This is a genomic window from Dactylosporangium sp. NPDC006015 (assembly GCF_040614215.1).
In the GTDB taxonomy this organism is placed as follows: Bacteria; Actinomycetota; Actinomycetes; order Mycobacteriales; family Micromonosporaceae; genus Dactylosporangium; species Dactylosporangium maewongense.
The window spans coordinates 429,499-451,460 of record NZ_JBEXUD010000004.1; the positions used below are offsets into that span (position 1 = coordinate 429,499).

The following is a 21,962-nucleotide window of genomic DNA, read 5'->3' on the forward strand; positions in this document are numbered from 1 at the left end:
GAACGGCTCTGGTCCGGCCAGCGGGACGGCCGTACGGTTAGCGGCAGCCATCAACGAGAAAGTCGAGCATGCGCGTCGGCCCCAGCCAGGAGGAGATCCGCAGGAGCAACCTCGGTGCTCTCCTGCGATCCGTGCACCTCCACGGCGCCATGTCCCGCGCCGACCTGACCACGAGCCTGGGACTCAACCGCAGCACGATCGGCGCGCTCACCGCCGACCTCGCGGCGGCCGGGCTCGTCAGCGAGGGCGTCCCCCGCGAGCAGCGCGGCCGCGCCGGCCGGCCCTCCCTGGTCGTGCGGCCCGAGTCGGAGCACGTGTACGTGTTCGCGTTCGCCGTCGAGGTCGACCGGATCGTCGCCGCCCGCGTCGGGCTCGGCGGGGTCGTGCTCGACCGGCACGCCGCCGTCCGGCAACGCGGCGACCGCAGCGCCGCCCAGGTCGTCGCGCCGATCGCCGACTTCGTCCGGCAGATGCAGAAGGCCGCCCCGCCGGGGGCGAGGCTCGTCGGCAGCGCCGCGGCGGTCTCCGCCATGGTGCGCCGCGAGGACGGGTTCGTCCGGCTCGGCCCCGAGCTCGGCTGGGTCGACCAGCCGCTCGGCGAGGCCCTCGCCGACGTCATCATCAGCACCGGCGTCGACCTGTTCCCCGCCACCGGCGTGCGCACCGCCCCGGCGGGCATCGTGCCCGCGCAGCGCACGCCGCAGGCCCACGACCTGGTCGACCCGTCCGGCGCGCTGACCCGGTCCGCGCAATCCGCGCGGCCCGGGCGACCCGGCGGGACCGACGCCGCCGACGACACCGACGAGGACCTCGGCGAGCCGGACGGTCCCGAGCCGGCGCCGACCCGGGCGCTGGTGCAGGTGCGCAACAACGCCGACCTCGCCGCGCTCGCCGAGCACGCCCGCGGCGCCGCCGTCGGCTGCGACAACGTCGTCTACCTCTACGGCGACGCCGGCGTCGGCGGCGGCATCATCGCCGCCGGGCGCCCCGTCACCGGCCACGGCGGCTACGGCGGCGAGGTCGGGCACATGGTCGTCAACCCGGCCGGCAAGCCGTGCAGCTGCGGCTCCCACGGCTGCTGGGAGACCGAGATCGGCGAGCACGCGCTGCTCGCCGCCGCCGGCCGCAACCCGTCGTCCGGGCGCGACGGCATCCTCGCCGTCGTCGACGCGGCCGGGCGGGGCGACGCCTCGGCGCAGGCGGCGGTCCGGCAGGTCGGCGACTGGCTCGGCTTCGGCGTGGCGAACCTCGTCAACATCTTCAACCCGGAGATGGTGATCTTCGGAGGCACGCTGCGGGAGGTGTACCTCGCATCCGCCGCACAGGTGCGCAGCCGCCTCAACCGCAACGCGCTGCCCGCCTGCCGCGAGCACGTCCGGCTGCGGACCCCGGTGCTCGGCGAGGACGCCGCCCTGCTCGGCGCCGCCGAGCTCGCGTTCGAGCCGCTCTTCGCCGACCCCCTCGATTTCGCGTAACCAGCAATTCCGTAATTCCGGGTGCGGTGCGGTTGCCGGGCCCCGCGACGCCTCAGCTCTCCTGCCCGTCACCCGATCTTTCCGGCGCTGGACTGGAACCGCGACGGGAGGCGACATTGCTGGGCAGGCTGCGGCACGTCGTCCCGACGCGTGGGTACGCGATCCTGTGCGGGACCGCCGCCGCCGTCACCGCCCTGCTGTTCGTCGCGCTCGTCACCGGCGCCGGCGGGCCCATCGTCGCCCAGAACACGTCCAACGTCGCGCTCTTCGCCGCCGCGCTCGCCGCCGCGTGGGGGTGCCTGACGAAGGCGCTGGGCAAGGCCCAGCGCCCAGTCGCGCGCCGGGTGCGCTGGTCGTGGGCGCTGACCGGGCTCGGCGCGTTCTCCTGGGGCGTCGGGCAGATGTTCTGCATCTGGTACGAGACGATCCAGGGCACCGAGGTGCCGTTCCCGTCCCTCGCGGACGCCGGCTACTTCTGGATGATGCCGTTCACCGCGGCCGGGCTGCTCGTGCTGCCGATGAGCCGGCAGAGCGTCGCCCAGCAGGCCCGCAGCATCCTCGACGGGCTCATGATCGCCGCGTCGCTGCTGCTCATCACCTGGATCCTGATCCTGGGCCCGCTCGCCCGGCAGGGCGCCGACAGCTTCCTCGCGCTGCTGGTCACCCTCTGGTACCCGGGCGGCGACGTCGTCGTGCTCACCGTGGTGCTGTTCATGCTCGCCCGGCTGCGTGCCGGCGGGCACCGGCCCATGTCGCTGCCGCTGGTCGGGACCGGGCTGGCCGCGTTCACGGTGTCCGACAGCGGCTACGCGTACCTGACGCTCATCGACAACTACGGCTCCGGCGCCGTGCTCGACCTCGGCTGGTTCGTCGGGTTCGTGCTGATCCTCGTCGCGTCCCGCAAACCGGACCTCGAGCACGCGGCCGGTGACTCCGACGCGCTGACCCGCCCGCTCGGCGTCATGCTGCCCTACATCGCGGTCCTCGGCGCCCTGTGCACCAGCACGTTCGAGGTGCTCAGGCACGGCGCGCACGACCCGGTCGTGTCCTGGTCACGGTCCGCGATCATCCTGCTCATCGTCGGCCGCCAGCTGCTCACCCTGCTGGAGAACCGCAACCTGACCCGCGACCTGGAGGACCGGGTCGAGGCCCGCACCGCCGAGCTGCGCGCCAGCGAGCAGCGCTTCCAGGCGCTCGTGCAGCACAGCTCCGACGTCGTCACCGTCGTCGCCGTCGACGGCACCATCACCTACCAGTCCGAGTCGATCACCCGTGTCTTCGGCTACGACCGCGAGCACGTCGCCGGGCAGCGGCTCACCGGTTTCCTGCCCGACGAGGCCCGCGCCCGCCTCGAGGAGGCGTTCGGCGCGGTCGCCGACACCCCGTACGCCAGCCGGGTCGTGGAGATCCCGATGCGGCACGCCGACGGGCACTTCCGCCTCGCCGAGGTCACCATCACCAACCTGCTCGCCGACGCCAACGTGCAGGGTCTCGTGCTCAACTCCCGCGACATCTCCGAACGCAAGGAGCTCGAGGACCAGCTCGTCCACGAGGCGTTCCACGACGGCCTCACGAAGCTCGCGAACCGGGCCCTGTTCAAGGACCGGGTCGAGCTCGCGCTGCGCCGCCGCGGCGACGCCGACATCGCCGTGCTCTTCCTGGACCTCGACGGGTTCAAGGAGGTCAACGACAGCCTCGGCCACGCCGCCGGCGACCAGCTGCTCGTGCAGGTCGCCGACCGGCTCGCCGCCGCGGTCCGGCCCGGCGACACCGTCGCCCGCTTCGGCGGCGACGAGTTCGCGGTCCTCATCGACGTGGTGGACAATGCGGATGACGCCGACGACCTCGCCACCCGCATCATCGACGCCCTCGACCTGCAATTCGATATCGACAATACGGAAATCCACGTGCGGGGCTCGATCGGCATCGCCCTCACCGGCCCCGACGCCGCCGACGCCGACCAGCTCATGCGCAACGCCGACCTCGCCATGTACCGCGCGAAGGCCGCCGGCGAGGGCACCTTCGCCCGCTACGACCCTGCGATGCACTCCGGGCTCGTCGACCGGCTGCAGCTCGCCGCCGACCTGCGCCGCGCCTTGGAGGGCACGGGAGGCACGGGAGGCGCTGGAGGCGCTGAAGGCACCGGCGAGCTCGTCCTGTACTACCAGCCGACGATCGAGCTGCGCTCCGGCACCGTCACCGGCTTCGAGGCGCTCGTGCGCTGGAACCACCCCGTCCGGGGCATGATCTCCCCCGCCGACTTCATCCCGCTCGCCGAGTCGACCGGCCTCATCCGCCCCCTCGGCCAGTGGGTCCTGGCAGAGGCGTGCCGCCAGGGCGTCGAGTGGGGCGCCGGCGACCCGGACCGGGTGTTGACGATGGCCGTCAACGTCTCCGGCCGCCAGTTCGACCAGACCGACCTGCCCGCGATCGTCGCCGGCGTCCTCGCCGACACGGGGCTGCCGCCGGAGCGGCTGTGCCTGGAGATGACCGAGAGCGTCCTGATGACCGACACCGAGGAGAACCTCGCGGTCCTGCTCAGCCTCAAGGCGATCGGTGTCAGGCTCGCCATCGACGACTTCGGCACCGGCTACTCGTCCCTGGCATACCTGCGCCGCTTCCCCGTCGACACGCTGAAGATCGACCGCTCCTTCGTCGAGCGCATCGGCGGCGCCACCCCCGACGCGGCCCTCGCCCGCACGATCGTGCAGCTCGGGCAGAGCCTGGGGATGGCGACGGTCGCCGAGGGCATCGAGCAGTACGCGCAGTTCCTCGCGCTGCGCCGGATGGGCTGCGACCTCGCCCAGGGCTACTACTTCTCCCGCCCGCTCCCGGCGGACGAGGCCGGCGCCCTGCTGCGCGACCCGGCCGCCCTCGCCGCCTGAGGTCCCGGTTGCCGCACCGGTGCGGCCGCGTGGGGTTCGCCCCCGTCCAGCAACGCCACTCATGTCCAGGAACCGCCGGCGCATGCCGATCTCACCGTGGGGCGAGGCGCGAGCCGCCGCGCCCCGACGTGCGATCACCAGGCATCACGAGAAGGAGCTCATTGATGACGGCTGCCATCACCGACCAGGCGCGTCTGGACCTGCCCGGCCACTGGCCGGCCGCCCTCGGGCCGCGGGCCCTGGCGGATCTCGACGTGCCCACGCCGTTCCTGGCGGTCGACCTGGACACCGTCGCGGACCGGTACACCGCGTTCGCCGCCGCGATCCCGGGCGTGTCCACGTTCTACGCGATGAAGTGCAACCCCAGCACCGACATCCTCGGCACGCTCGCCTCGCTCGGCGCCGGCTTCGAGGTCGCCTCCATCGGTGAGCTGCGGATGCTGCAGGAGATCGGCGTCGACCCCGCCGAGGTCCTGTACAGCAACCCGATCAAGCCGCCCGCCGCGATCGTCGAGGCCCGCAAGGCCGGCCTGTGGCGCTTCAGCTTCGACTCCGAGGGGGAGCTGCACAAGCTCGCCCAGCTCGCGCCCGGCGCCGCCGTCTACATCCGGCTGCGCGTCGACGACTCAACCAGCAGCTTCCCGCTGTCGCGGAAGTTCGGCGCGGAGGCGCACGAGGCCCGGGCGCTGCTGCTGCTCGCGCGGGAGCTGGGCCTGCGGCCGTACGGCGTCACGTTCCACGTCGGCTCGCAGTGCGCGACCACCAGCGCGTGGCGGCAGGCGATCGCGGCCGCCGGCCGGCTGATGGCGGCCCTCGCCACCGACGGCGTCCACCTGGAGATGCTCGACCTCGGCGGCGGCTTCCCGGCCCGCTACGTCGAGCGGGTGCCGTCGCTGACCCAGATCGCCGACGCGATCGTGCCGGCCCTCGACGAGCTGCTGCCGTACCGGCCGCCGGTCCTCGCCGCGGAGCCCGGCCGGCACCTGGTCGCGGAGAGCTCCGTCATGGTGTCCTCGGTGCTGGGCCGCGAGGTCCGGGCCGGGGAGAACTGGCTGTACCTCGACATCGGCGCCTACCACGGCATGATGGAGACGCAGCAGACGGTGCAGCAGTGGCGGTTCCCGCTGTGGACGTCGCGCACCGACCACGCGCTCGTGCCGCACCTGCCGTTCACCGTCACCGGCCCGTCCTGCGACAGCTCCGACACGATGTTCTACGGTGTCAACCTGCCGTCCACGATCGACGTCGGCGACCAGCTCTACATCGGCTCCGCCGGGGCGTACACGCTGAGCTACGCCTCCAACTTCAACGGCTTCCCACCGCCGGAGCCCGTCTTCGTCGGCGGCGTCGCCCCGTCCCGGGTGCCGGTGCACCTGCCCGGTGCCCGGGTGGGCGGCAGCTGATGGCCACGGCCGTTGCGCCCCCGCGGACGCACCGGCCCACGCGCCCGTCCCGCCATCGCAGTGTGACCCCCGGCGGGCGCCGGCGCGCCGGGCGGCTGCGCGAGCTGATGGTGTCCGGGCTCGTCGACTCGTTCGGCCTGTCGCTGGGCTGGACCGTCTTCAACCTCGTCGCCGTGGACCGCGGCGGGCTCGCCCTCGCCGGGCTGTTCAACGCCGCCATGCTCATCGGCGTCGTGCTGTCCGCGCCCGTCACCGGCCGGCTCGCCCGGCACCTGCACGGGCGCACGCTGCTGCTGCTCGCCGGCGGGACCGAGGGCGTGCTGCGGGTGGCGACGCTCGCCGCGCTGCTCGCCGGCTGGGACGGCAAGCTCGTCGCGGCGGGCATCGTCGTCATGCACATCGCCGCCTACGCCGGGTTCGCCGCGATGCGGGCCGAGGTCGCCGCCGTCGACGCCCGGCCGCAGGCGATGACCCGCTACGCGCTGTCGATCGCCGCCGTCGAGGCCGCGGGGGCCGGCGTCGCGGCGCTGCTGCCGCTGCGGGGGCATTTCCAGCTGGCGGTGTTTCTCGTGTACGGGCTGAGCCTCGTCCCCACGATCCTCACCGCACGCAGAGCGCGCGTCCGCGACTCGGCGGGCGTCGACGCCGGCGCCGACGCCGGACCTGGCCCGGCCAGGACCCGGGTCCGGCGGCGCCGCCCCCGGCTGCCGTGGCCGGTCCTCACCGGTGGCGGGTTCGTCACACTCCTCGCGGCCGGGCCCACCCTGCTGTCCGTGGCCCTCGCCAGCGAGCTGCACGGTCACACGGCGGTGGCGGGCGCGGCGATCGCGTTCAGCGCCGGCTGCCTGTTGTCGTCGTCGGCGGTCTCGCTCGTCGACCGGCTCCGGCTGCCGATCCAGGTCACCTGGCCGCTGTGGGGCGTCGGCATGCTCGCCGGCTGGCTGCTCGCCCCGGCGCACCTGCTCGGGCTGTTCTTCGCGCAGTTCCTGTCGGGGCTGTCGATGACGGCGTTCGAGGGCGGCATGGACGCCCGCATCGCCCGCGACGCCGCCCCGGGCACGGTGACGACGGTCCTCGCGTGGAGCGCCTCGACCCGGGCGCTCGGCGGGGCGGTCGCGGTGCGGCTGCTGCCGGCGCTGGTCGCCGCCCCGGCGATCGGCCTCACCAGCGGCGTGGCGGCGGCGACCCTCGCGGCGGCGGCGCTGTCGGCGTTCGTCCGGTTCAGGACGGCCCGCTGAGCGGCCGCCGCGGCGCCGCCGGCGTCCGTCCCGCTCAGGAAAGGCCGCTGAGCAGCTGCCGCGCGAGCGGTCCCGCCGAGGCGGGGTTCTGGCCGGTGTACAGGTTGCGGTCGACGACCGTGTACGGCTTCCAGACCTCGCCCCGGCTGAACTCGACGCCCATGGCGACGAGCTCGTCCTCGGCCAGCCACCTCGCCCGGCTCGCCAGCCCGACGGCTTCCTCCTCGTCGTTGGTGTACGCCGTGACGCGGTACCCGGCGAACGGCGACACCCCGTCGCGCCGGGTGGCGAGCAGGGCGACCGGCGCGTGGCAGACCACGGCGAGGGGCATGCCGGCGGCGAGGGCGGCGGTCAGCAGCCGTCCCGAGTCGGCGTCCTGCCACAGGTCCTCCATCGGCCCGTGCCCGCCGGGGTAGTACACCGCGTCGTAGTCCTCGAGGCGGGCGGTGGCGAGCGCGACCGGCCGCCGCAGCTCCCCTGCGCCGCGGATCACGCCCTCCTGCTCCAGGGCGACCTGCTCGCCGCCGGCCATCGCCGGCCGCAGGCTCATCACGTCCACGTGCGGCACGACCCCGCCGGGCGTCGCCACGACGATCTCGTGCCCGGCGCCGGTGAGCGCGGCGTACGGCGCCGTGAACTCCTCGGCCCAGTAGCCGGTCGGGTGCCTGGTGCCGTCCCTGAGCGTCCAGTAGCTCGCCCCGGTCATCACGAACAGGATCTTCCCCATGCCCTGAATCGTCCCCGTTCCCGGCGCCCCGGCGACCACCTCAAGGGATGACTCCTCGCCGTCGGCTCACGGGCCCCGCCCGCGGCAGGAGGACGGTTAAGATCGTCACTGTGCTGGACACCATGACCTGGCTGCACGAGCCGCCGAGCTGGTCGGTCGAGGACGGTGTCCTGCGCGCCGTCACCGGCCCCCGCACCGACTTCTGGCGGGAGACGTTCTACGGCTGGACCACCGACAACGGGCACTTCTTCCACCGGCCGGTGTCCGGCGACTTCACCGCCGAGGTGCGGGTGTCCGCGCGGCACACGACCCGCTTCGACCAGGCCGGCATGATGGTCCGCGCCGACGAGCGCACCTGGTTGAAGACCGGTGTGGAGCTCACGTCGGGCGCCCTGCACGTCGGCACCGTGTTCACCCGCGGGTGCTCCGACGTGTCGATGGCGCCGGTCGCCGGCACCGCGGCCGAGACCGCCGTGCGGGTGAGCCGCTTCGGCAGCGCGCTGACCGTCCACTGCCGCGCCGGCGACGGGCCGTGGCAGCTGCTGCGCCTCGGCCACCTCGACCTGCCCGAGACGGTGGACGTCGGCGTCATGTGCTGCTCGCCGGAGGGCGCCGGCCTCGAGGCGACGTTCCGCGACCTGCGGATCGGCCCGCCGATGTCGCGGGACAACCTCGAGTGACGCCCGAAGGCGACTTCGCGATGTACCGGCGCGTCTTGTAGCTACCCGGTCCGTTCGATCAGCAGGACGTTGTCGGTGACGGTGGCGGTCTGCCCGCCGGGGCCGGTCGCCACGCGCTGCGGCATGTCGGCCCGGCGCTTGACCCATCGTGCCGGGTCGAGCGCCAGGTCGGCGGCGACCTCGTCCGGTGTGGGGAACCGCGTGGCCGGGTCCTGTTTCCACGACCAGGGCGCGATCGAGCCGTGGTCGACGACCAGCAGCAGCCCGCCGGGGCGCAGCGCCGCCGCCGCGGTCCGCAGCACCCGGGCGCGGTCCAGCGGGAGCGGGGTCTGCAGGTACTGCGCGGAGATCAGGTCGAACGTCCCGCCCGGGAAGCTGGTCGCCAGGTCGTGCCGCTCGGCGGTCACGTCGAGGTCGCCGGCGCGGGCCCGGATCCGCTCGACGGCGGTGCCGGAGACGTCGACGGCGGTGACCCGCCAGCCGTGCCGCGCGAGCCAGAACGTGTCACCGCCGGCCCCGCAGCCGAGGTCCAGCGCGGTGCCGGGGGTGCGCTCCCCGGCGGTCTCGACGAGCAGCGGGTTGGCCCGCTGCCCGGGCGCGCTGTGCGTGCGGTAGTGCTCGTCCCAGAAGTGTTCGGCCTCGCTCATGCCGTCCAGCGTCGCGGCGCCCGTTGCCTGGTTGCAAGTCTTGTTGCGGATCCGCATGCTGGTGGCATGGGTGGTGCCGAGGACGACGTGCTCGCCGGGGTCGGGCCGCGCCTGCGCGCGCTGCGCCGCTCCCGCAACGCCACCCTCGCCGGCCTGGCCGCCGAGACCGGCCTGACCGCGAGCACCCTGTCCCGGCTGGAGACCGGCAAGCTCCGCCCCACCCTCGAGCAACTGCTGCCCCTCGCCCGCGCCCACGGTGTCCCGCTCGACGACCTGGTCGCCGCGCCGCCCACCGGTGACCCCCGCATCCACCTGCGCCCCGTCCGCCGCTCGGGCATGACGGTGATCCCCCTGACCAACCGCCCCGGTGGCGTCCAGACGTACAAGGTGATCTATCCACCGGCGAGCCGCTCCCGCACCGTGAAGCTCCAGACCCACGACGGGCACGAGTGGTTCTACGTCCTCAACGGCCACGTCCGGCTCGTGCTCGGCACGCAGGACCTGCGGCTCGGCCCGGGCGAGGCCGCCGAGTTCGACACCCGCACCCCGCACTGGATCGGCAGCGCCGGCCCCCACCCCGCGGAGCTGCTCACGATGTTCGGCCCCCAGGGTGAGCGCGCCCACCTGTCTCCCCGCCCCGGCGGTCAATGAGTGTCCGCGGCCACGCCCTGGTCGGCCAGCCAGCCGGTGACGCGGTCGAGGACGGCGGGGTCGACCGGACGGCGGACCTCTTCCTTGTAGGCGCGCAGCGACGGCGCGCCGGGCTGGGTGCGCAGCAGGTGGGTGACGTCCGGTGCGGCCCAGGTCTGCACCGGGCCGGGCACGAGCTCGGCGATCGCGGCCAGGTCCGCGGGGTCGACCTGCAGGTCCTTGGTGCCGGTGACGGCGAGGACGGGCATCCGCAGCCGGGCCAGGTCGTCGCGCGGGTCGTGGTCGAGGTACTCGCGGAACCACTTCGCGTTGATCTTCGCGCCGCCGATGCGCGCGATGTCGGTGCCGGTGGCGCGGATCTTGTCGTGGTTGCGGCTGACCTGGCGGACCAGGTCGGTGCGCAGCAGTTTGAGCAGGCCCCGGACCGGCGCCGGCAGCGTGGGGGCGAGCATGCCCGCCTGCCAGCGCAGCACGGCGTCGCCGGGCCGGGCGGCGCCGGCCAGCAGCACCACCGCGGCCGGGCGCGGTCCGGCCGGCGCGTCTGACATCCGGGCGGCGGCGATGGTCACCAGGGTCGCGCCCTCGCTGTGCCCGACGAGGAACAGCCGGCCGGCGTCGGTGTCGGGGCGCTCCGCGAGTGCGGTGGACGCGGCGACCAGGTCGTCGGCGTTGTCGAACAGCCCGGCCCGCATCCAGCCGTCCTTGCCCTCGACGGTGCCGTCGCGCAGCAGCCGGCTCCCGCCCACGCCGCGCTTGTCGTAGCGCAGCGTCGCGATGCCGGCCCGGGCCAGGGCGTGCGCCAGCTGCCGGGTGGAGTCGATCGCCAGCCTCGGGGCGTTCGAGTCGCGGTCGACCGGCCCTGATCCGCTGACCAGCACCGCCGCGGGGAACGGCCCGGCACCGCCGGGCAGGATCAGCGCGCCCGCGAGGTCCCGGTCCGCACCGGGGAGGCGCAGCTCGACCTCGCGCACGGGGGTGGTCATCGGGCGGCCCGAATCCGCTCGGCCAGGGACTCGGCGTCGTCGTCGCCGAGCAGCACCGAGGCGAGCCGGTGGCCGGTCAGCGTGAGCCGCACCCCGGCCTGGCCACGGCCGGCGACGACGAACTCGGCGCCGTCCCACGTGCGCCACGTGCCGATCTTCCGCAGGCCGGGCACCGCCAGGCCCGGGGCGCGCAGCCCGCGCCCGGCGGCGAGGGCGTCCGGCACGACCTCGACGGCGGTGATCGCGGTCAGCGGGATGGTCACGTCGCCGCGGAGTCCGGCGACCTTCTCGGCGGCGGTGAGCTCGATGGTGAGTGCGGCTTCGGTCATGGACACGACGCTCATGCCCAGTACTATTCTCAGCGATGCGAACGATGTCAAGTTTGAGAACGGTCGGGGAGGCGTGATGACGATGACGACGGCGGAGCTGCTGCTGCATCCGGTCCGGCTGCGGATCGTGCAGGCCTTTCTCGGCGGGCGTGACCTCACCACGCTGCGGCTGCGCGAGCTGCTCCCCGACGTGGCGACCGCGACCCTCTACCGGCAGGTGGCCACCCTGGCCGAGGCCGGCGTGCTGGAGGTGGTCGAGGAGCGCCGGGTGCGCGGCGCCGCCGAGCGCACCTACCGGCTGCACAGCGAGGCCATGATCGTCGGCCCCGAGGCGGCCACGCAGCTGACCGTCGAGCAGCACCGCGCAGCGTTCGCCGCCTTCACCGCCGGACTGCTCGCCGACTTCGACCGCTACCTCGCCCGCGGTGACGTCGACCTGGGCCGCGACCTGGTCGGTTACCGGCAGCTGGCGCTGCACCTGACCGACGAGGAGCTCACCGAGCTGATCGCCGAGCAGCGCGAGGCGGCCGCCCGGCGGGCGGAGCTGCCGCCGGAAGGCCGCACCCGCCGGCTGCTGAGCACCATCCTGATGCCGGCGGACTGAGCCCGCGGCGACCGCGCGAGGCCCTCCGGGATCCCGGAGGGCCTCGCCTCTGCCGTGCCTAAGGCTCGACCTCGACCGTGAACGTGGTCGTCCGGACCGTGCCCGAGGCGTCCCGGAACTGTCCCCACATCCGGTAGAGGCCCGGCCGGGGCAGGTCCGCGTGCACCGTCAGGTCCGGGCCGAACCGCGCCGACGGCAGCGCGAACACCGGCTGCCCCGTTCATCGGTGGCCTCGGCGTGCTCGTGGGCGAAGCCGGAGCCGTCCAGCGGCATCACCACCACGTGGCCGGCCGCGGCCAGGAAGGGGCGCAGCCCGGTCACCGGGGCGTCGGTCGCGGCGTCGGCGAACCTGTACGTGAACGTGTTCCCGCCCAGCTTCGCGTCGCCGTCCAGGGTGACCCGCAGCCCGCCGACGACCTGGGTGCGCGGCGACGCCCCGGCCGGTCCGGCCGGCTCCGGCCGGGGGCCGTCCACCACCACCTCGTGCCGGTCGATCAGGTCGGCCATCGCCCCGCGGCGGCGGAACTCGGTGTGGATCAGGTAGCGGCCCGCGGTGGGGAACGTCAGCTCGGTCCGGAACTCGCCGGGTGCCCCGGTCGGCTCCGGGTGGATGTGCAGGAACGTGCCCAGGTCGTCGCGGGTGACGATGAAGTGCATCCACGCCTCGTGGCTGCGCCCGACGTCGGTGACCGGCCGGCCGGTCACGGCGTCGGTGATCCGGATCCGCGCGGTGGTGGGCCTGCCCGGCAGCGTGCCGGCCGGCACGTCCACCAGCACCCGGACGTCGTCCTCGGCCACCGGCCGCGGCGGGGTGTCGGTGGTCATCATGACGCTCATCGCGGGCCGCATCGGCATGCCGGTGCTCTGCGCCCAGGCGAGCACGCCGTTCATGCCACGGCCGGCTGCCTCGGTGCGGCTCAGCACGGTCAGCCCGGCGCCCAGGCTCACCGCGAGCACGGCGATCCCGGCCAGGTAGGCGTAGTCGCCGAGCCTGGTCCACAGGCCGGTGCGGGCGGCGTCGAAGCCGCGCAGCCGGGCCGCGTTCGTGATGACGCTGACCGAGCTCATCGCCATCGCGGCGGCCGCCAGCGACGGGTCGAGCAGGGTCCCGGTGACCGGGTACAGCAGACCCGCGGCGATCGGGATGAGCAGCACATTGTAGGCGAACGCCCACACCAGGCCCTGCTTGATCGTGGTGACCGTGCGCCGGGACAGCGTGATCGCCGACACGATGCCGCGCAGGTCGCCGCCGACCAGGGTGATGTCGCTCGCCGCGATCGCCACGTCGGTGCCGGTGCCGATCGCGATACCCAGGTCGGCCCGGGCCAGCGCCGGCGCGTCGTTGATACCGTCGCCGACCATCGCCACCACGGAGCCCCGGTCCTGCAGCCGGACGATGTGCGCGGCCTTGTCCTCGGGCCGCACGTCCGCGATGACGTGCTCGATGCCGACCTCGCGGGCGACCGCCGCGGCGGTCAGCGGGTTGTCCCCGGTGAGCATCCACACGTCGAGGCCGTGCGCCCGGAGCTGGGCGACCGCCTCCCGGGACTCCGGCTTGACCGTGTCGGCGACGGCGATCAGCCCGGCCAGGTCGCCGTCGACCGCCACGTACATCGGGGTGCCGCCCTCGGCGGCGATCCGGTCCGCCTCGGCGGTCAGCGCCGCGACCGCGATCCCGTCGCGGTGCATCAGCGCGGCGTTGCCGATCAGGACGGCCCGGTCCCCGACGCGTGCCTCGACGCCGTGGCCCGGCAACGCGGTGAACGACCGTGCCGCGGGGACGGTGCCGCCCCGCTGCCGCGCGTACGCGACGATGGCCTCGCCCAGCGGATGTTCGGACCCCGTCTCGGCCGACGCGGCGAGGGCGAGCAGCTCGTCGGCCGTGAGCGCGCCGACGGTGCGGATCCGGGTGACGGCCGGACGGCCGCGGGTGATCGTGCCGGTCTTGTCCAGCACCACCGTCGTCAGCCGCCGGGCCTGCTCCAGCGCCTCCCCGCCGGAGAGCAGGATGCCCAGCTCGGCCGCCTTGCCGGTGCCCACCATGGTGGCGGTCGGGGTCGCCAGGCCCAGCGCGCACGGGCAGGCGATGATCAGCACCGCGATCGCCGTGCCCAGGCCCAGCGTGAGCGCCTCGCCGTCCGGGCCGAACACCGCCCAACCGGCGAACGTGAGCAGCGCCGTCGCGATGACCGCGGGGACGAACCAGGCCGACACCCGGTCGACCAGCCGCTGCATCGGCGCCTTGGCGCCCTGCGCCCGCTCCACCAGCTGGACGATCTGCGCGAGGGTGGTGTCCGCGCCGACCGCGGTCGCCCGCATCAGCAGCGACCCGGTGCCGTTCATGCTGGCGCCGATCACCCGGTCCCCCGCGGTCTTGTCGACCGGCAGGCTCTCCCCGGTGACCACGCTCTCGTCGACCGTGGACGCGCCCTCGGTCACGACGCCGTCGACCGGCACCTTCTCGCCGGGGCGGACCCGCACGAGGTCACCGACCACGACCTCGGCGAGCGGCACCTCCGTGTCGGCCCCGCCGCGGACCACCCGGGCGGTCGGCGGCTGCAGGTCCATCAACGCCCGGATCGCCGCGCCCGCCCGGCGCATCGCCCGCGCCTCCATCCACCGGCCCATCAGCACCAGCGCGAGCACCACCACGGAGATCTCGAAGTACACGTGCAGCGGCAGGCCGGCCCGCTCCGCGGTCGCCGGCCACAGGGTGACGAACGCGCTGTAGCCGTACGCGACCGTGGTGCCCAGCGCCACCAGGGTGTTCATGGTGACCGCGCGGTGCCTCGCGGCGGCCCACGCCGCGGCGAACAGCGGCCCGCCGGCCCAGACCTGCACGACGGACGCGACGACCAGCAGCAGCGGCATCAGCCAGTCCATCGTGTCGATGGGCAGCGGCACGTACATCAGCACCATCATCGCCAGGCCCACCGGCAGCGCGACCTGCCAGCGCCGCCGCAGCCCGGCCAGCTCCCGGTCCCGGTCGTCGACCGGCTCCTCGGTGCGCCGCGCCGGCTGACGGGCCGGCTGACGGGCCGGCTGCCGCGCCGCGGGTGGCGCCGCGGTGTACCCGGCCGCCCGGACCGCCTCGGCCAGGTCCTGCGTGCCGACGCGGGCCGGGTCGTAGGTGACGGTCGCGACCTCGGTCGCCAGGTTCACCGCCGCCGCCTCGACACCGTCGAGGCGGATCAGCGCCTTCTCCACCCGGCCCACGCACGAGGCGCAGGTCATGCCACCGATGTCGAGCCGGCACGAGACCGCCGTCTGTGTCGTCATGTCGTCCTCCCTCGTCGGGCCCGCCGCGCGGGCCGATGCCGCAGACGTTGCCGGGGCGCGCTGTCCGCGCGCTGGCCGCGCTGGACAGGACCGGGGCGCGGACGGACAGCCGCCGGACAGCGGCGGCCCGCACGGTGATGGCACGTCCGGCGCCCCGCCATGGAGCGCCACCCGAGAGGAGCCACCATGACCGAGCAGTTGTTCTCCGTGCCCGGCATCACCTGCGGCCACTGCGCCACCGCCATCCGCCAGGAGGTCGCGGCCGTGCCCGGCGTCTGCCACGTCGACGTCGACATCACCGGCAGGACCGTCCGGGTCACCGGCGGCGAGGCCGGCGCGATCCGCGCCGCCATCGCCGAGGCCGGCTACGAGGCCGCCCGATGACCACCGACGTGCACACGCTGGTCGTCGGCGGCGGCCAGGCCGGCCTGGCGACGGGCCACCACCTGCGCCGGGCCGGGATCGACTGCGCCATCCTCGACGCCCACCCGCGGGTCGGCGACGCCTGGCGGCGGCGCTGGGACTCGCTGACCCTGTTCACCCCGCGCCGCTTCGACGCACTGCCCGGCCTGGCGTTCCCCGGCGACCCGGACGGCCACCCCGGCAAGGACGAGGTCGCCGACTACCTGGCCGGCTACGCCGAGCACTTCGCGCTGCCGGTGCACACCGGCTGCGCGGTGACCGCGCTCCGGCCGGCCGCGGACGGCGGGTTCGTCGCGGAGACGGGCACCGGCGAGTGGACGGCGCGGCAGGTCGTGGTGGCCGGCGGCGCCTTCCACACGCCGAGCGTGCCGGCGGTCGCCGCCCGGCTCGCCCCGTCGGTCGTCCAGCTGCACAGCAGCGACTACCGCAATCCCGCCGGGATCCCGGACGGCGACGTCGTGGTCGTCGGGGCCGGCAACACCAGCGTGCAGATCGCCGCCGAGCTCGCCGCGGCCGGCCGTCGCGTCACCATCGCGTACGACGAGCTGGGCACGGCGTTGCCGCAGCGGTTGCTCGGCCGCGACATCTTCTGGTGGTTCTCCCGGCTGGGCACGATGGGCCTGTCCGGGGAGCGCGGGATCGGCGCGCGGATCCGGGCGCAGAACCCCATCATCGGCACGGACGTGCGGGGCCTGCTGCGCACCGTTCGCCGTACGAGACGGGTCGTCGACGCGGAACGGGACGCGCTGGTGTCCGCCGACGGCACCCGGCACCCAGTCGCCGCGGTGGTGTGGGCCACCGGGTTCCGGCCGAGCTACCCGTGGCTGCACGTGCCGGTCCTCGACGACCGCGGCGCGCCGGTGCACCGCGATGGCGTGACGGACCGGCCCGGCCTGTACTTCGTCGGGCTGCCGTGGCAGCGGGCCCGCGGCTCGGCCGTGCTCGGCTGGGTCGGCCGCGACGCCGAGTTCATCGCCGGGCACGCCGCCGCGGCCGGTCACGACCGGACGGCTGTACGAACCGGCTGACCCGCCGCCGCACGTATGATCGTCGGCACCATGGGTGAGACATGTCAGAGCCGCTGATCCGGGTGCTCGGACCGGTCGAGGTCCAGGCACCCGGCCGCTCACCGGTGTCCCCGGCGCCGTCGGTGCGCGCGCTGCTCGCCCGGCTCGCCGGGTCGCCGGGTCGGGTGATGTCAGCGGACGCCCTCACCGACGCCCTGTGGGGCGAGGAGCTGCCCGCCGACGCGGCGAACGCGCTACAGATCCGCGTGTCGAAGCTCCGCCGCGTGCTGGCATCCGCCGGGCTCGACGCGGCCGTGCTCACCACCCGCGCCCCGGGCTACCAGCTCACCCTGCCGCCGGAGGCGGTGGACGCCCACCGCTTCGACAAGGCGGTCGCCCGGGCCCGGACGGCCGCCGACCAGGACACCGCGCTCGCCGCGTACGACGAGGCGCTTGGCCTGTGGCGCGGGCCGGCCCTCGCCGACGTGGGCGAGACGGACTGGGTCCGCGCCGAGCGGCTGCGCCTGGAGGAGCTGCGGCTCGCCGCGCTGGAGGACCGGCTGGAGCTGCTGGTGGGCACCGGGCGGCACGCCGCGGTCGTGGGCGAGCTGGAGTCGATGGTCGCGGAGCATCCGCTGCGCGAACGGCTGCACCGGCTGCTGATGCTGGCGCTGTACCGGGCCGGCCGGCAGGCGGACGCGCTCGCCGTCGAGCAGCGGCTGCGGCACCGGCTCGCCGAGGAGCTCGGCATCGACCCGTCACCGGACCTGCGGGCGCTGACCGAAGCCATCCTGCGCCAGGAGATTCCGCCGGCCACCCCGGCGGCTCCGGCGATGCCTGCAACGACGCCGGCCGCCCCGGCCCCGTCCGTGGCCGTGCCCGCTCGCCTGTCGTCCTTCCTCGGCCGCGACGCGGACCTCCGCACGACCCTCCAGGAGCTGCGCGCCGCCCGCCTGGTCACGCTCACCGGCCCGGGCGGCGTCGGCAAGACCACCCTCTCCCTGGAGACCGCGCGGCTCGTCGAGCCGGCGATCGCCGACACCGTGCACATCATCCGGCTCGCCGCCCTCGCCCCGGACGCCGACGTGGCCGAGGCGTTCGCCGCCCAGCTCGGCGTGCAGACCCCCGGCCCCGGCGCGTCGGCCGCAGAGGCCGTCGCCGAGCACCTGAAACAGCGGCGGGCGCTGCTCGTGGTGGACAACTGCGAGCACGTCGTCGACGCCGCCGCCGTCGTCGTCGACCACCTGCTGCAGGCCACCACCGACGTCCGGGTGCTGGCCACCAGCCGGGAGGCCCTGGCCGTCGCCGGCGAGACCCAGATCGCCGTGGGGCCGCTCGCCGTGCCGGACGAGACCGCCGCCGCGGACGCCATCGCCGCCTCCCCCGCCGTCCGCCTGTTCCTGGACCGCGCCCGCAGCGTGCGCCCCGGCCTGCAGCTGGACGCCGACGCCGCGCGGGCGGTCGCGTCCATCTGCCGCCGGCTCGACGGCATGCCGCTGGCGATCGAGCTGGCCGCGGCCCGGGCCAAGGCGCTGCCCCCGGCTGAGATCGCGGACCGGCTCCGGGACCGGTTCGCGCTGCTGACCGCCGGGCCGCGCAGCAGCGAGGCGCGGCACCGCACGCTGCGCGCGACCATCGACTGGAGTCACGACCTGCTGCCGGAGGGCGAGCGGCGCCTGCTGCGCCGGCTGGCCGTGTTCCGCGGCGGCTGGACGCTGGCGGCGGCCGAGCAGGTGTGCGGATTCGGTGGCAGCGAGCCCGCCGACATCCCGGATCTGCTGTTCCGCCTCGTCGACCAGTCCCTGGTGACCGCCGACCCGGGCACCGGCCGGTTCCGGCTGCTGGTCACGATCCGCGAGTACGCGTGGATGAAGCTGCGCGAGGCCGGCGAGGAGGACGACTGCCGGCGGCGGCATCTCGCGCACTGCATCGCGATGGCCGAACAGCACGGCCCGCTCGTGCGCTACACCGGCCCGGCGTGGGACCTGCTGGTGGAGGATCAGGACAACCTGCGCGCAGCCATCGAGTTCTGCATCGAGCGCACCGCGGAGTCGCCGGAGCCCGGCCTGCGCCTGGCCGCCGCCCTCGTGCCGTTCTGGAACTACGGTCCCCGCTACGAGGGCGTCCGCGCCATCACCGCGCTGCTGGACCGCGGCGGGTCGGACGTCGCCCGGGCCCGGGCGCTGCAGGGGCTGGCGCTGCTGTACGTCTACTACCCCACGCCCGAGTCACGGGCCGCCGCTCGCGAAAGCCTCGCACTGTTCGCCGCCCTCGGCCTCGACCACGAGGCCGCCGTCTCCCGCATCGTCGTGGCCTTCGAGGGGCAGTACGGCGGCGACCCCGACGAGCACCGGGAGCTGATCCGGCGCAGCCGCGAGGACCTGGGCGACCAGGACCACGGCTGGTGGCACGCCATGACCTACTACGTGGAGGCGCTGATCAACCTGCGGTGCAGCGAGTTCGAGGACTCGGTGCGCGACTGGCGGCGCAGCCTCGACCTGCTCGGCGCCGCCGACGACCGGATGATGAGCAGCGCCGCCCGCGCCCACCTGGGCGTCGCGCTGCGCCAGACCGGACGGCTCGAGGAGGCCCTGGCGCAGCTGCGGTCCGCGGCCGACGAGTGCCGGGCGTACGGCTCGCTGCACGGCCTCGCGTTCGCCCTCGTGCACCTGGCGCACACCCGGCTCGACCTGGGCCAGACCGAGCGCGTGCCGGCCGAGCTGGCCGAGGCCGACGAGATCTCCCGGCGGGTCCGCAACCCGCGCAACCCGGCGTGGGCGGCGTGGGGGCGGGCCAGGCTGGCCCTGACGCGCGGCGACGCCGCGGCCGCGGCGGACGACCTGCGGCGGGCCCTGGAGCTCCTCGAAGACCGGGAGTTCCCGTGGGCCCGGGACCAGCTGCGGGCGGCCTACGCCGCGGCCGCCGGCCACTGACCTGCCGCTAGCCGCCGGGCACCGGGAAGCCGGCCCGGTCCCGGGCCGCCCGCACCTCTGCGGCGTCCACGTCGCCGGAGACCGCCAGCAGTCCCCCGCCCACGTGCAGGGACACCACGCCCGGCACGTCGCTGACGTGCCGGCTGAGCAGCCGCACGCAGCGCCGGCACAGGTCGGGCGGCACGGCAACAGTCACTTCGTCACGCATGCGGACAGCGTGCCGCGGGCCGCTGTCCGCTCGCTGTCCGCCGCCGCTCAGCGGCCGGCCAGGGCACGGACAGCCGGTGCCGCGAGTCTTCGGCGTGTCAGCACACCGCCGACGACGCCAGGAGGTCCGTCGTGCACCCCCTCTTCCTCACCGACTACGTCCGGGAACGCCACGCGGACCTGATCCGCGACGCCGAGGCGTACCGCTCCGCCCGCCGCGCACGCTTCCGCATCCCCATCCGCCGGCGTACCGCCGCGGCCGAATCCTGATCTGAGGAGCCACGTCCATGAGCATGAGCATCAGCACCGCACCCCACCGCACCATCGCCGTCGAGGCCCGCGACGTCGTCAAGACGTACGGGCGGGGCGACACCGCGGTCCACGCCCTCGACGGCGCCAGCCTGACCATCCCGGCCGGGCAGTTCGCCGCCGTGATGGGCCCGTCCGGCTCCGGGAAGTCCACCCTCATGCACACACTCGCCGGGCTGGACGACGCCGACGCCGGCCACGTCCTGCTCGGCGACACCGACGTGACCCGCCTGAGCGAGCGGCAGCGCACCCTGCTGCGCCGCGAAAGGATCGGGTTCGTCTTCCAGAGCTTCAACCTGGTGCCGACGCTCACCGCGGCCGAGAACATCGAGCTGCCGCTGCGGCTGGCCGGCCGCCGACCCGACGCCGACTGGGTGGACAAGCTGGTCACCACCCTCGGCCTCGCGGATCGGCTGCACCACCGGCCCGCGCAGCTGTCCGGCGGCCAGCAGCAGCGGGTGGCGGTGGCCCGGGCGCTCGTCACCCGCCCCGAGATCGTGTTCGCCGACGAACCCACCGGAAACCTCGACTCCCGCTCCGGCGAGGCGCTGCTGGACTTCCTCCGCCACGCCGCCCACGACCTCGGACAGACGATCGTCATGGTCACCCACGACCCGCACGCCGCCGCGTACGCCGACCGGGTCGTCTTCCTCGCCGACGGCCGGGTCGTCGACGAGCTCGCCGAGCCCACCGTGGCCGCCGTGCTGTCCCGGATGTCCGGCCTCGACACCGTCACCACCACCCGGAAGGAGCGCTGACGGCCATGTGGCGTCTCATCCTGCGCACCACCCTGGCCCACCGGGCCCGGCTGGCGTTCACCATGCTCGCCGTCGTCCTCGGCGTCACCTTCGTCAGCGGCACCCTGGTCCTCACCGACACCTCCCGGCAGGTCCTCGACGACCAGTTCCGGACCGCGACGGCCGGCACCGACCTCACCGTCCGCGACGCCGCCGCCTTCGACTCGGCGATGGGCGTCGAGGTCGAACGCGACCCGCTGAGCGCGGCGACGGTCGGCCAGGTCCGGGCCCTGCCGGGCGTGGCCGGCGCCGAACCGGTCGTCCGCGGGCAGGGCCTGCTGGTCGCCGGGGGCACCGCGATCGTCCCCTCCGGCCCGTCCCTGCTGCAGTCCTGGACCCCGCCGCCGGTCGGCGCGTTCACGCTGCGCGCCGGCCGGGCTCCCGCCGCCGACGGCGAGGTGGTCATCGACGCCGCCACCGCCGACCGCCACCACATCACCCTCGGGCAGACCGTCACCGTCCACGCCGGGACCGACCTGACCGCCCAGGTCGTCGGCCTGGCCGGGTTCGGTGACCGGCCCGGCCTGCCGAACAGCACGGTGGCCCTGGTCAGCCTGCCGACCGCGCAGCGGATGCTGGGGCTCGGCGACGGCGTGAGCGAGCTGGCCGTGACGGCGGCCGACGGCGTGGACACCGGTGCGCTGCGGCGCACCATCGGTGCCGCGCTCGGCTCCGGCTACGAGGTGACCGCGGGCCGCGACGTCGCGGCCGCCGCCTCCGCCGCCGCCCAGAACCAGGTGGGCTACCTGGAGGTGATGCTGCTGGCGCTGGCCGCGGCCGGCCTGCTCGTCGGCGCCTTCCTCATCGCCAACACGTTCTCGATCGTGGTCACCCAGCGCACCCACGAGCTGGCCGTGCTCCGGGCCACCGGCGCGACCGGCCGCCAGGTGCTCGGGTCGGTGCTCGGCGAGGCGTTCCTCGTCGGCGTCGCCGCGTCGGCGCTCGGCCTCGGCACGGGCATCGGCGCCGCGATCGGGCTGCGCGGCCTGGCCGGCGTGTTCGGCATCGCGCTGCCGAACGGCGCGATGGTGATCACCCTCCGCACGGTGCTGGTGTCGCTCGCCGTCGGTGTGCTCGTCACGGTGCTGGCCGCGTACGGCCCGGCCCGCCGCGCCGCCCGCGTCGCCCCGGTGGCGGCGATGCGCCGGTCGGCGGCCGCCGAGCCGATCGGCACCGCCCGCACCGTCGCCGGCACTGTCGCGGCGACCGCCGGGGTCGCCGGGGTCACCGCCGCGATCCTCAACGCCGGCGGCACGATGCTGCTCGCCGCGGCCGCGGTCGCCCTGATCGTGGGGTCTTGAACTGGTAGCTGTCGAGGATCGCGCCGTACTGCCCGCGGACGTCCCCGGGATGCTTGGTGTTCCACGCGAGCCGCAGTGGCTGCC

At 74.9% G+C, this 21,962-nt stretch carries 20 protein-coding genes; 13 read left to right on the forward strand and 7 right to left on the reverse strand.

Features of this window, described 5'->3' with window-relative positions; all coding sequences use genetic code 11:
- Window positions 1-68: 68 nt before the first annotated feature.
- From ABZ321_RS10555 to ABZ321_RS10570, 4 genes are all read left to right on the forward strand, one after another.
- Window positions 69-1,475 carry an ROK family protein gene (locus tag ABZ321_RS10555; protein ID WP_344505011.1) on the forward strand — a complete coding sequence of 469 codons (1,407 nt, stop codon included), beginning with the start codon at window positions 69-71 and terminating at the stop codon, window positions 1,473-1,475.
- 116 nt (window positions 1,476-1,591) lie between these two features.
- A complete protein-coding gene (locus tag ABZ321_RS10560; RefSeq protein ID WP_354890779.1) occupies window positions 1,592-4,360 on the forward strand; it encodes an EAL domain-containing protein in 2,769 nt (922 codons plus the stop codon).
- Between the two features lie 164 nt (window positions 4,361-4,524).
- Window positions 4,525-5,763 carry a type III PLP-dependent enzyme gene (locus ABZ321_RS10565; protein WP_354890780.1) on the forward strand — a complete coding sequence of 413 codons (1,239 nt, stop codon included), beginning with the start codon at window positions 4,525-4,527 and terminating at the stop codon, window positions 5,761-5,763.
- Between the two features lie 62 nt (window positions 5,764-5,825).
- Window positions 5,826-7,001, forward strand: coding sequence for an MFS transporter (locus ABZ321_RS10570; protein ID WP_354890781.1), 1,176 nt, complete (start codon window positions 5,826-5,828; stop codon window positions 6,999-7,001).
- 34 nt (window positions 7,002-7,035) lie between these two features.
- Here the strand turns inward: ABZ321_RS10570 and ABZ321_RS10575 are convergent, their stop codons facing one another.
- Window positions 7,036-7,728, reverse strand: a complete 693-nt coding sequence (locus tag ABZ321_RS10575) for a type 1 glutamine amidotransferase domain-containing protein (RefSeq protein WP_344505016.1) — start codon at window positions 7,726-7,728, stop codon at window positions 7,036-7,038.
- Window positions 7,729-7,838: 110 nt separating this feature from the next.
- Between ABZ321_RS10575 and ABZ321_RS10580 the strand changes: the two genes are divergently transcribed.
- The gene (locus tag ABZ321_RS10580; RefSeq protein ID WP_344505017.1) at window positions 7,839-8,408 is read left to right on the forward strand and encodes a DUF1349 domain-containing protein; all 570 of its coding nucleotides are present in this window, start codon (window positions 7,839-7,841) and stop codon (window positions 8,406-8,408) included.
- Window positions 8,409-8,449: 41 nt separating this feature from the next.
- Here the strand turns inward: ABZ321_RS10580 and ABZ321_RS10585 are convergent, their stop codons facing one another.
- A complete protein-coding gene (locus ABZ321_RS10585; RefSeq protein WP_354890782.1) occupies window positions 8,450-9,055 on the reverse strand; it encodes a class I SAM-dependent methyltransferase in 606 nt (201 codons plus the stop codon).
- Window positions 9,056-9,121: 66 nt separating this feature from the next.
- Here ABZ321_RS10585 and ABZ321_RS10590 point away from each other — a divergent pair, with 66 nt between their 5' ends.
- Window positions 9,122-9,706, forward strand: a complete 585-nt coding sequence (locus tag ABZ321_RS10590; RefSeq protein WP_344505019.1) for an XRE family transcriptional regulator — start codon at window positions 9,122-9,124, stop codon at window positions 9,704-9,706.
- Here the strand turns inward: ABZ321_RS10590 and ABZ321_RS10595 are convergent.
- Entirely contained in the window at window positions 9,700-10,689 is a 990-nt protein-coding gene (locus tag ABZ321_RS10595; RefSeq protein ID WP_354890783.1) for an alpha/beta fold hydrolase, read from the reverse strand. The genes ABZ321_RS10590 and ABZ321_RS10595 overlap by 7 nt on opposite strands.
- Window positions 10,686-11,033 (reverse strand): hypothetical protein, encoded by a 348-nt coding sequence (locus tag ABZ321_RS10600; protein WP_344505021.1) that lies wholly within the window; start codon window positions 11,031-11,033, stop codon window positions 10,686-10,688. Before ABZ321_RS10600 ends, ABZ321_RS10595 begins: the two co-directional genes overlap by 4 nt.
- A 61-nt stretch (window positions 11,034-11,094) precedes the next feature.
- Between ABZ321_RS10600 and ABZ321_RS10605 the strand changes: the two genes are divergently transcribed.
- A complete protein-coding gene (locus tag ABZ321_RS10605; RefSeq protein WP_344505022.1) occupies window positions 11,095-11,622 on the forward strand; it encodes a helix-turn-helix domain-containing protein in 528 nt (175 codons plus the stop codon).
- Window positions 11,623-11,680: 58 nt separating this feature from the next.
- Here ABZ321_RS10605 and ABZ321_RS10610 read toward each other — a convergent pair whose 3' ends face one another.
- Together ABZ321_RS10610 and ABZ321_RS10615 are read right to left on the reverse strand one after the other, a co-directional pair.
- A complete protein-coding gene (locus ABZ321_RS10610) occupies window positions 11,681-11,830 on the reverse strand; it encodes a hypothetical protein (RefSeq protein WP_354890784.1) in 150 nt (49 codons plus the stop codon).
- A complete protein-coding gene (locus ABZ321_RS10615; RefSeq protein ID WP_354890785.1) occupies window positions 11,791-14,901 on the reverse strand; it encodes a heavy metal translocating P-type ATPase in 3,111 nt (1,036 codons plus the stop codon). Before ABZ321_RS10615 ends, ABZ321_RS10610 begins: the two co-directional genes overlap by 40 nt.
- 186 nt (window positions 14,902-15,087) lie before the next feature.
- Between ABZ321_RS10615 and ABZ321_RS10620 the strand changes: the two genes are divergently transcribed.
- From ABZ321_RS10620 to ABZ321_RS10630, 3 genes are read left to right on the forward strand one after another with little or no spacing between them, the layout of a single operon-like run.
- Window positions 15,088-15,285: a heavy-metal-associated domain-containing protein gene (locus tag ABZ321_RS10620; RefSeq protein ID WP_354890786.1), complete on the forward strand. Its 198-nt coding sequence runs from the start codon at window positions 15,088-15,090 to the stop codon at window positions 15,283-15,285.
- Window positions 15,282-16,352, forward strand: coding sequence for an NAD(P)/FAD-dependent oxidoreductase (locus tag ABZ321_RS10625; protein WP_354890787.1), 1,071 nt, complete (start codon window positions 15,282-15,284; stop codon window positions 16,350-16,352). Before ABZ321_RS10620 ends, ABZ321_RS10625 begins: the two co-directional genes overlap by 4 nt.
- Window positions 16,353-16,393: 41 nt before the next feature.
- Window positions 16,394-19,264 carry a BTAD domain-containing putative transcriptional regulator gene (locus tag ABZ321_RS10630; protein WP_354890788.1) on the forward strand — a complete coding sequence of 957 codons (2,871 nt, stop codon included), beginning with the start codon at window positions 16,394-16,396 and terminating at the stop codon, window positions 19,262-19,264.
- Window positions 19,265-19,271: 7 nt separating this feature from the next.
- On the opposite strand, the gene ABZ321_RS10635 is transcribed toward ABZ321_RS10630, so the two are convergent.
- Complete coding sequence (locus ABZ321_RS10635) at window positions 19,272-19,472, reverse strand: hypothetical protein (RefSeq protein WP_344505027.1); 201 nt, start codon at window positions 19,470-19,472, stop codon at window positions 19,272-19,274.
- 131 nt (window positions 19,473-19,603) lie between these two features.
- Here ABZ321_RS10635 and ABZ321_RS10640 point away from each other — a divergent pair, with 131 nt between their 5' ends.
- The 3 genes from ABZ321_RS10640 to ABZ321_RS10650 are packed head-to-tail and all read left to right on the forward strand — an operon-like array spanning window position 19,604 to window position 21,878.
- Window positions 19,604-19,741 carry a hypothetical protein gene (locus ABZ321_RS10640; RefSeq protein ID WP_344505028.1) on the forward strand — a complete coding sequence of 46 codons (138 nt, stop codon included), beginning with the start codon at window positions 19,604-19,606 and terminating at the stop codon, window positions 19,739-19,741.
- A gap of 17 nt (window positions 19,742-19,758) precedes the next feature.
- Complete coding sequence (locus ABZ321_RS10645) at window positions 19,759-20,538, forward strand: ABC transporter ATP-binding protein (protein WP_354890789.1); 780 nt, start codon at window positions 19,759-19,761, stop codon at window positions 20,536-20,538.
- Window positions 20,539-20,543: 5 nt separating this feature from the next.
- Window positions 20,544-21,878: an ABC transporter permease gene (locus ABZ321_RS10650; RefSeq protein WP_354890790.1), complete on the forward strand. Its 1,335-nt coding sequence runs from the start codon at window positions 20,544-20,546 to the stop codon at window positions 21,876-21,878.
- The last annotated feature ends 84 nt before the right edge of the window (window positions 21,879-21,962 follow it).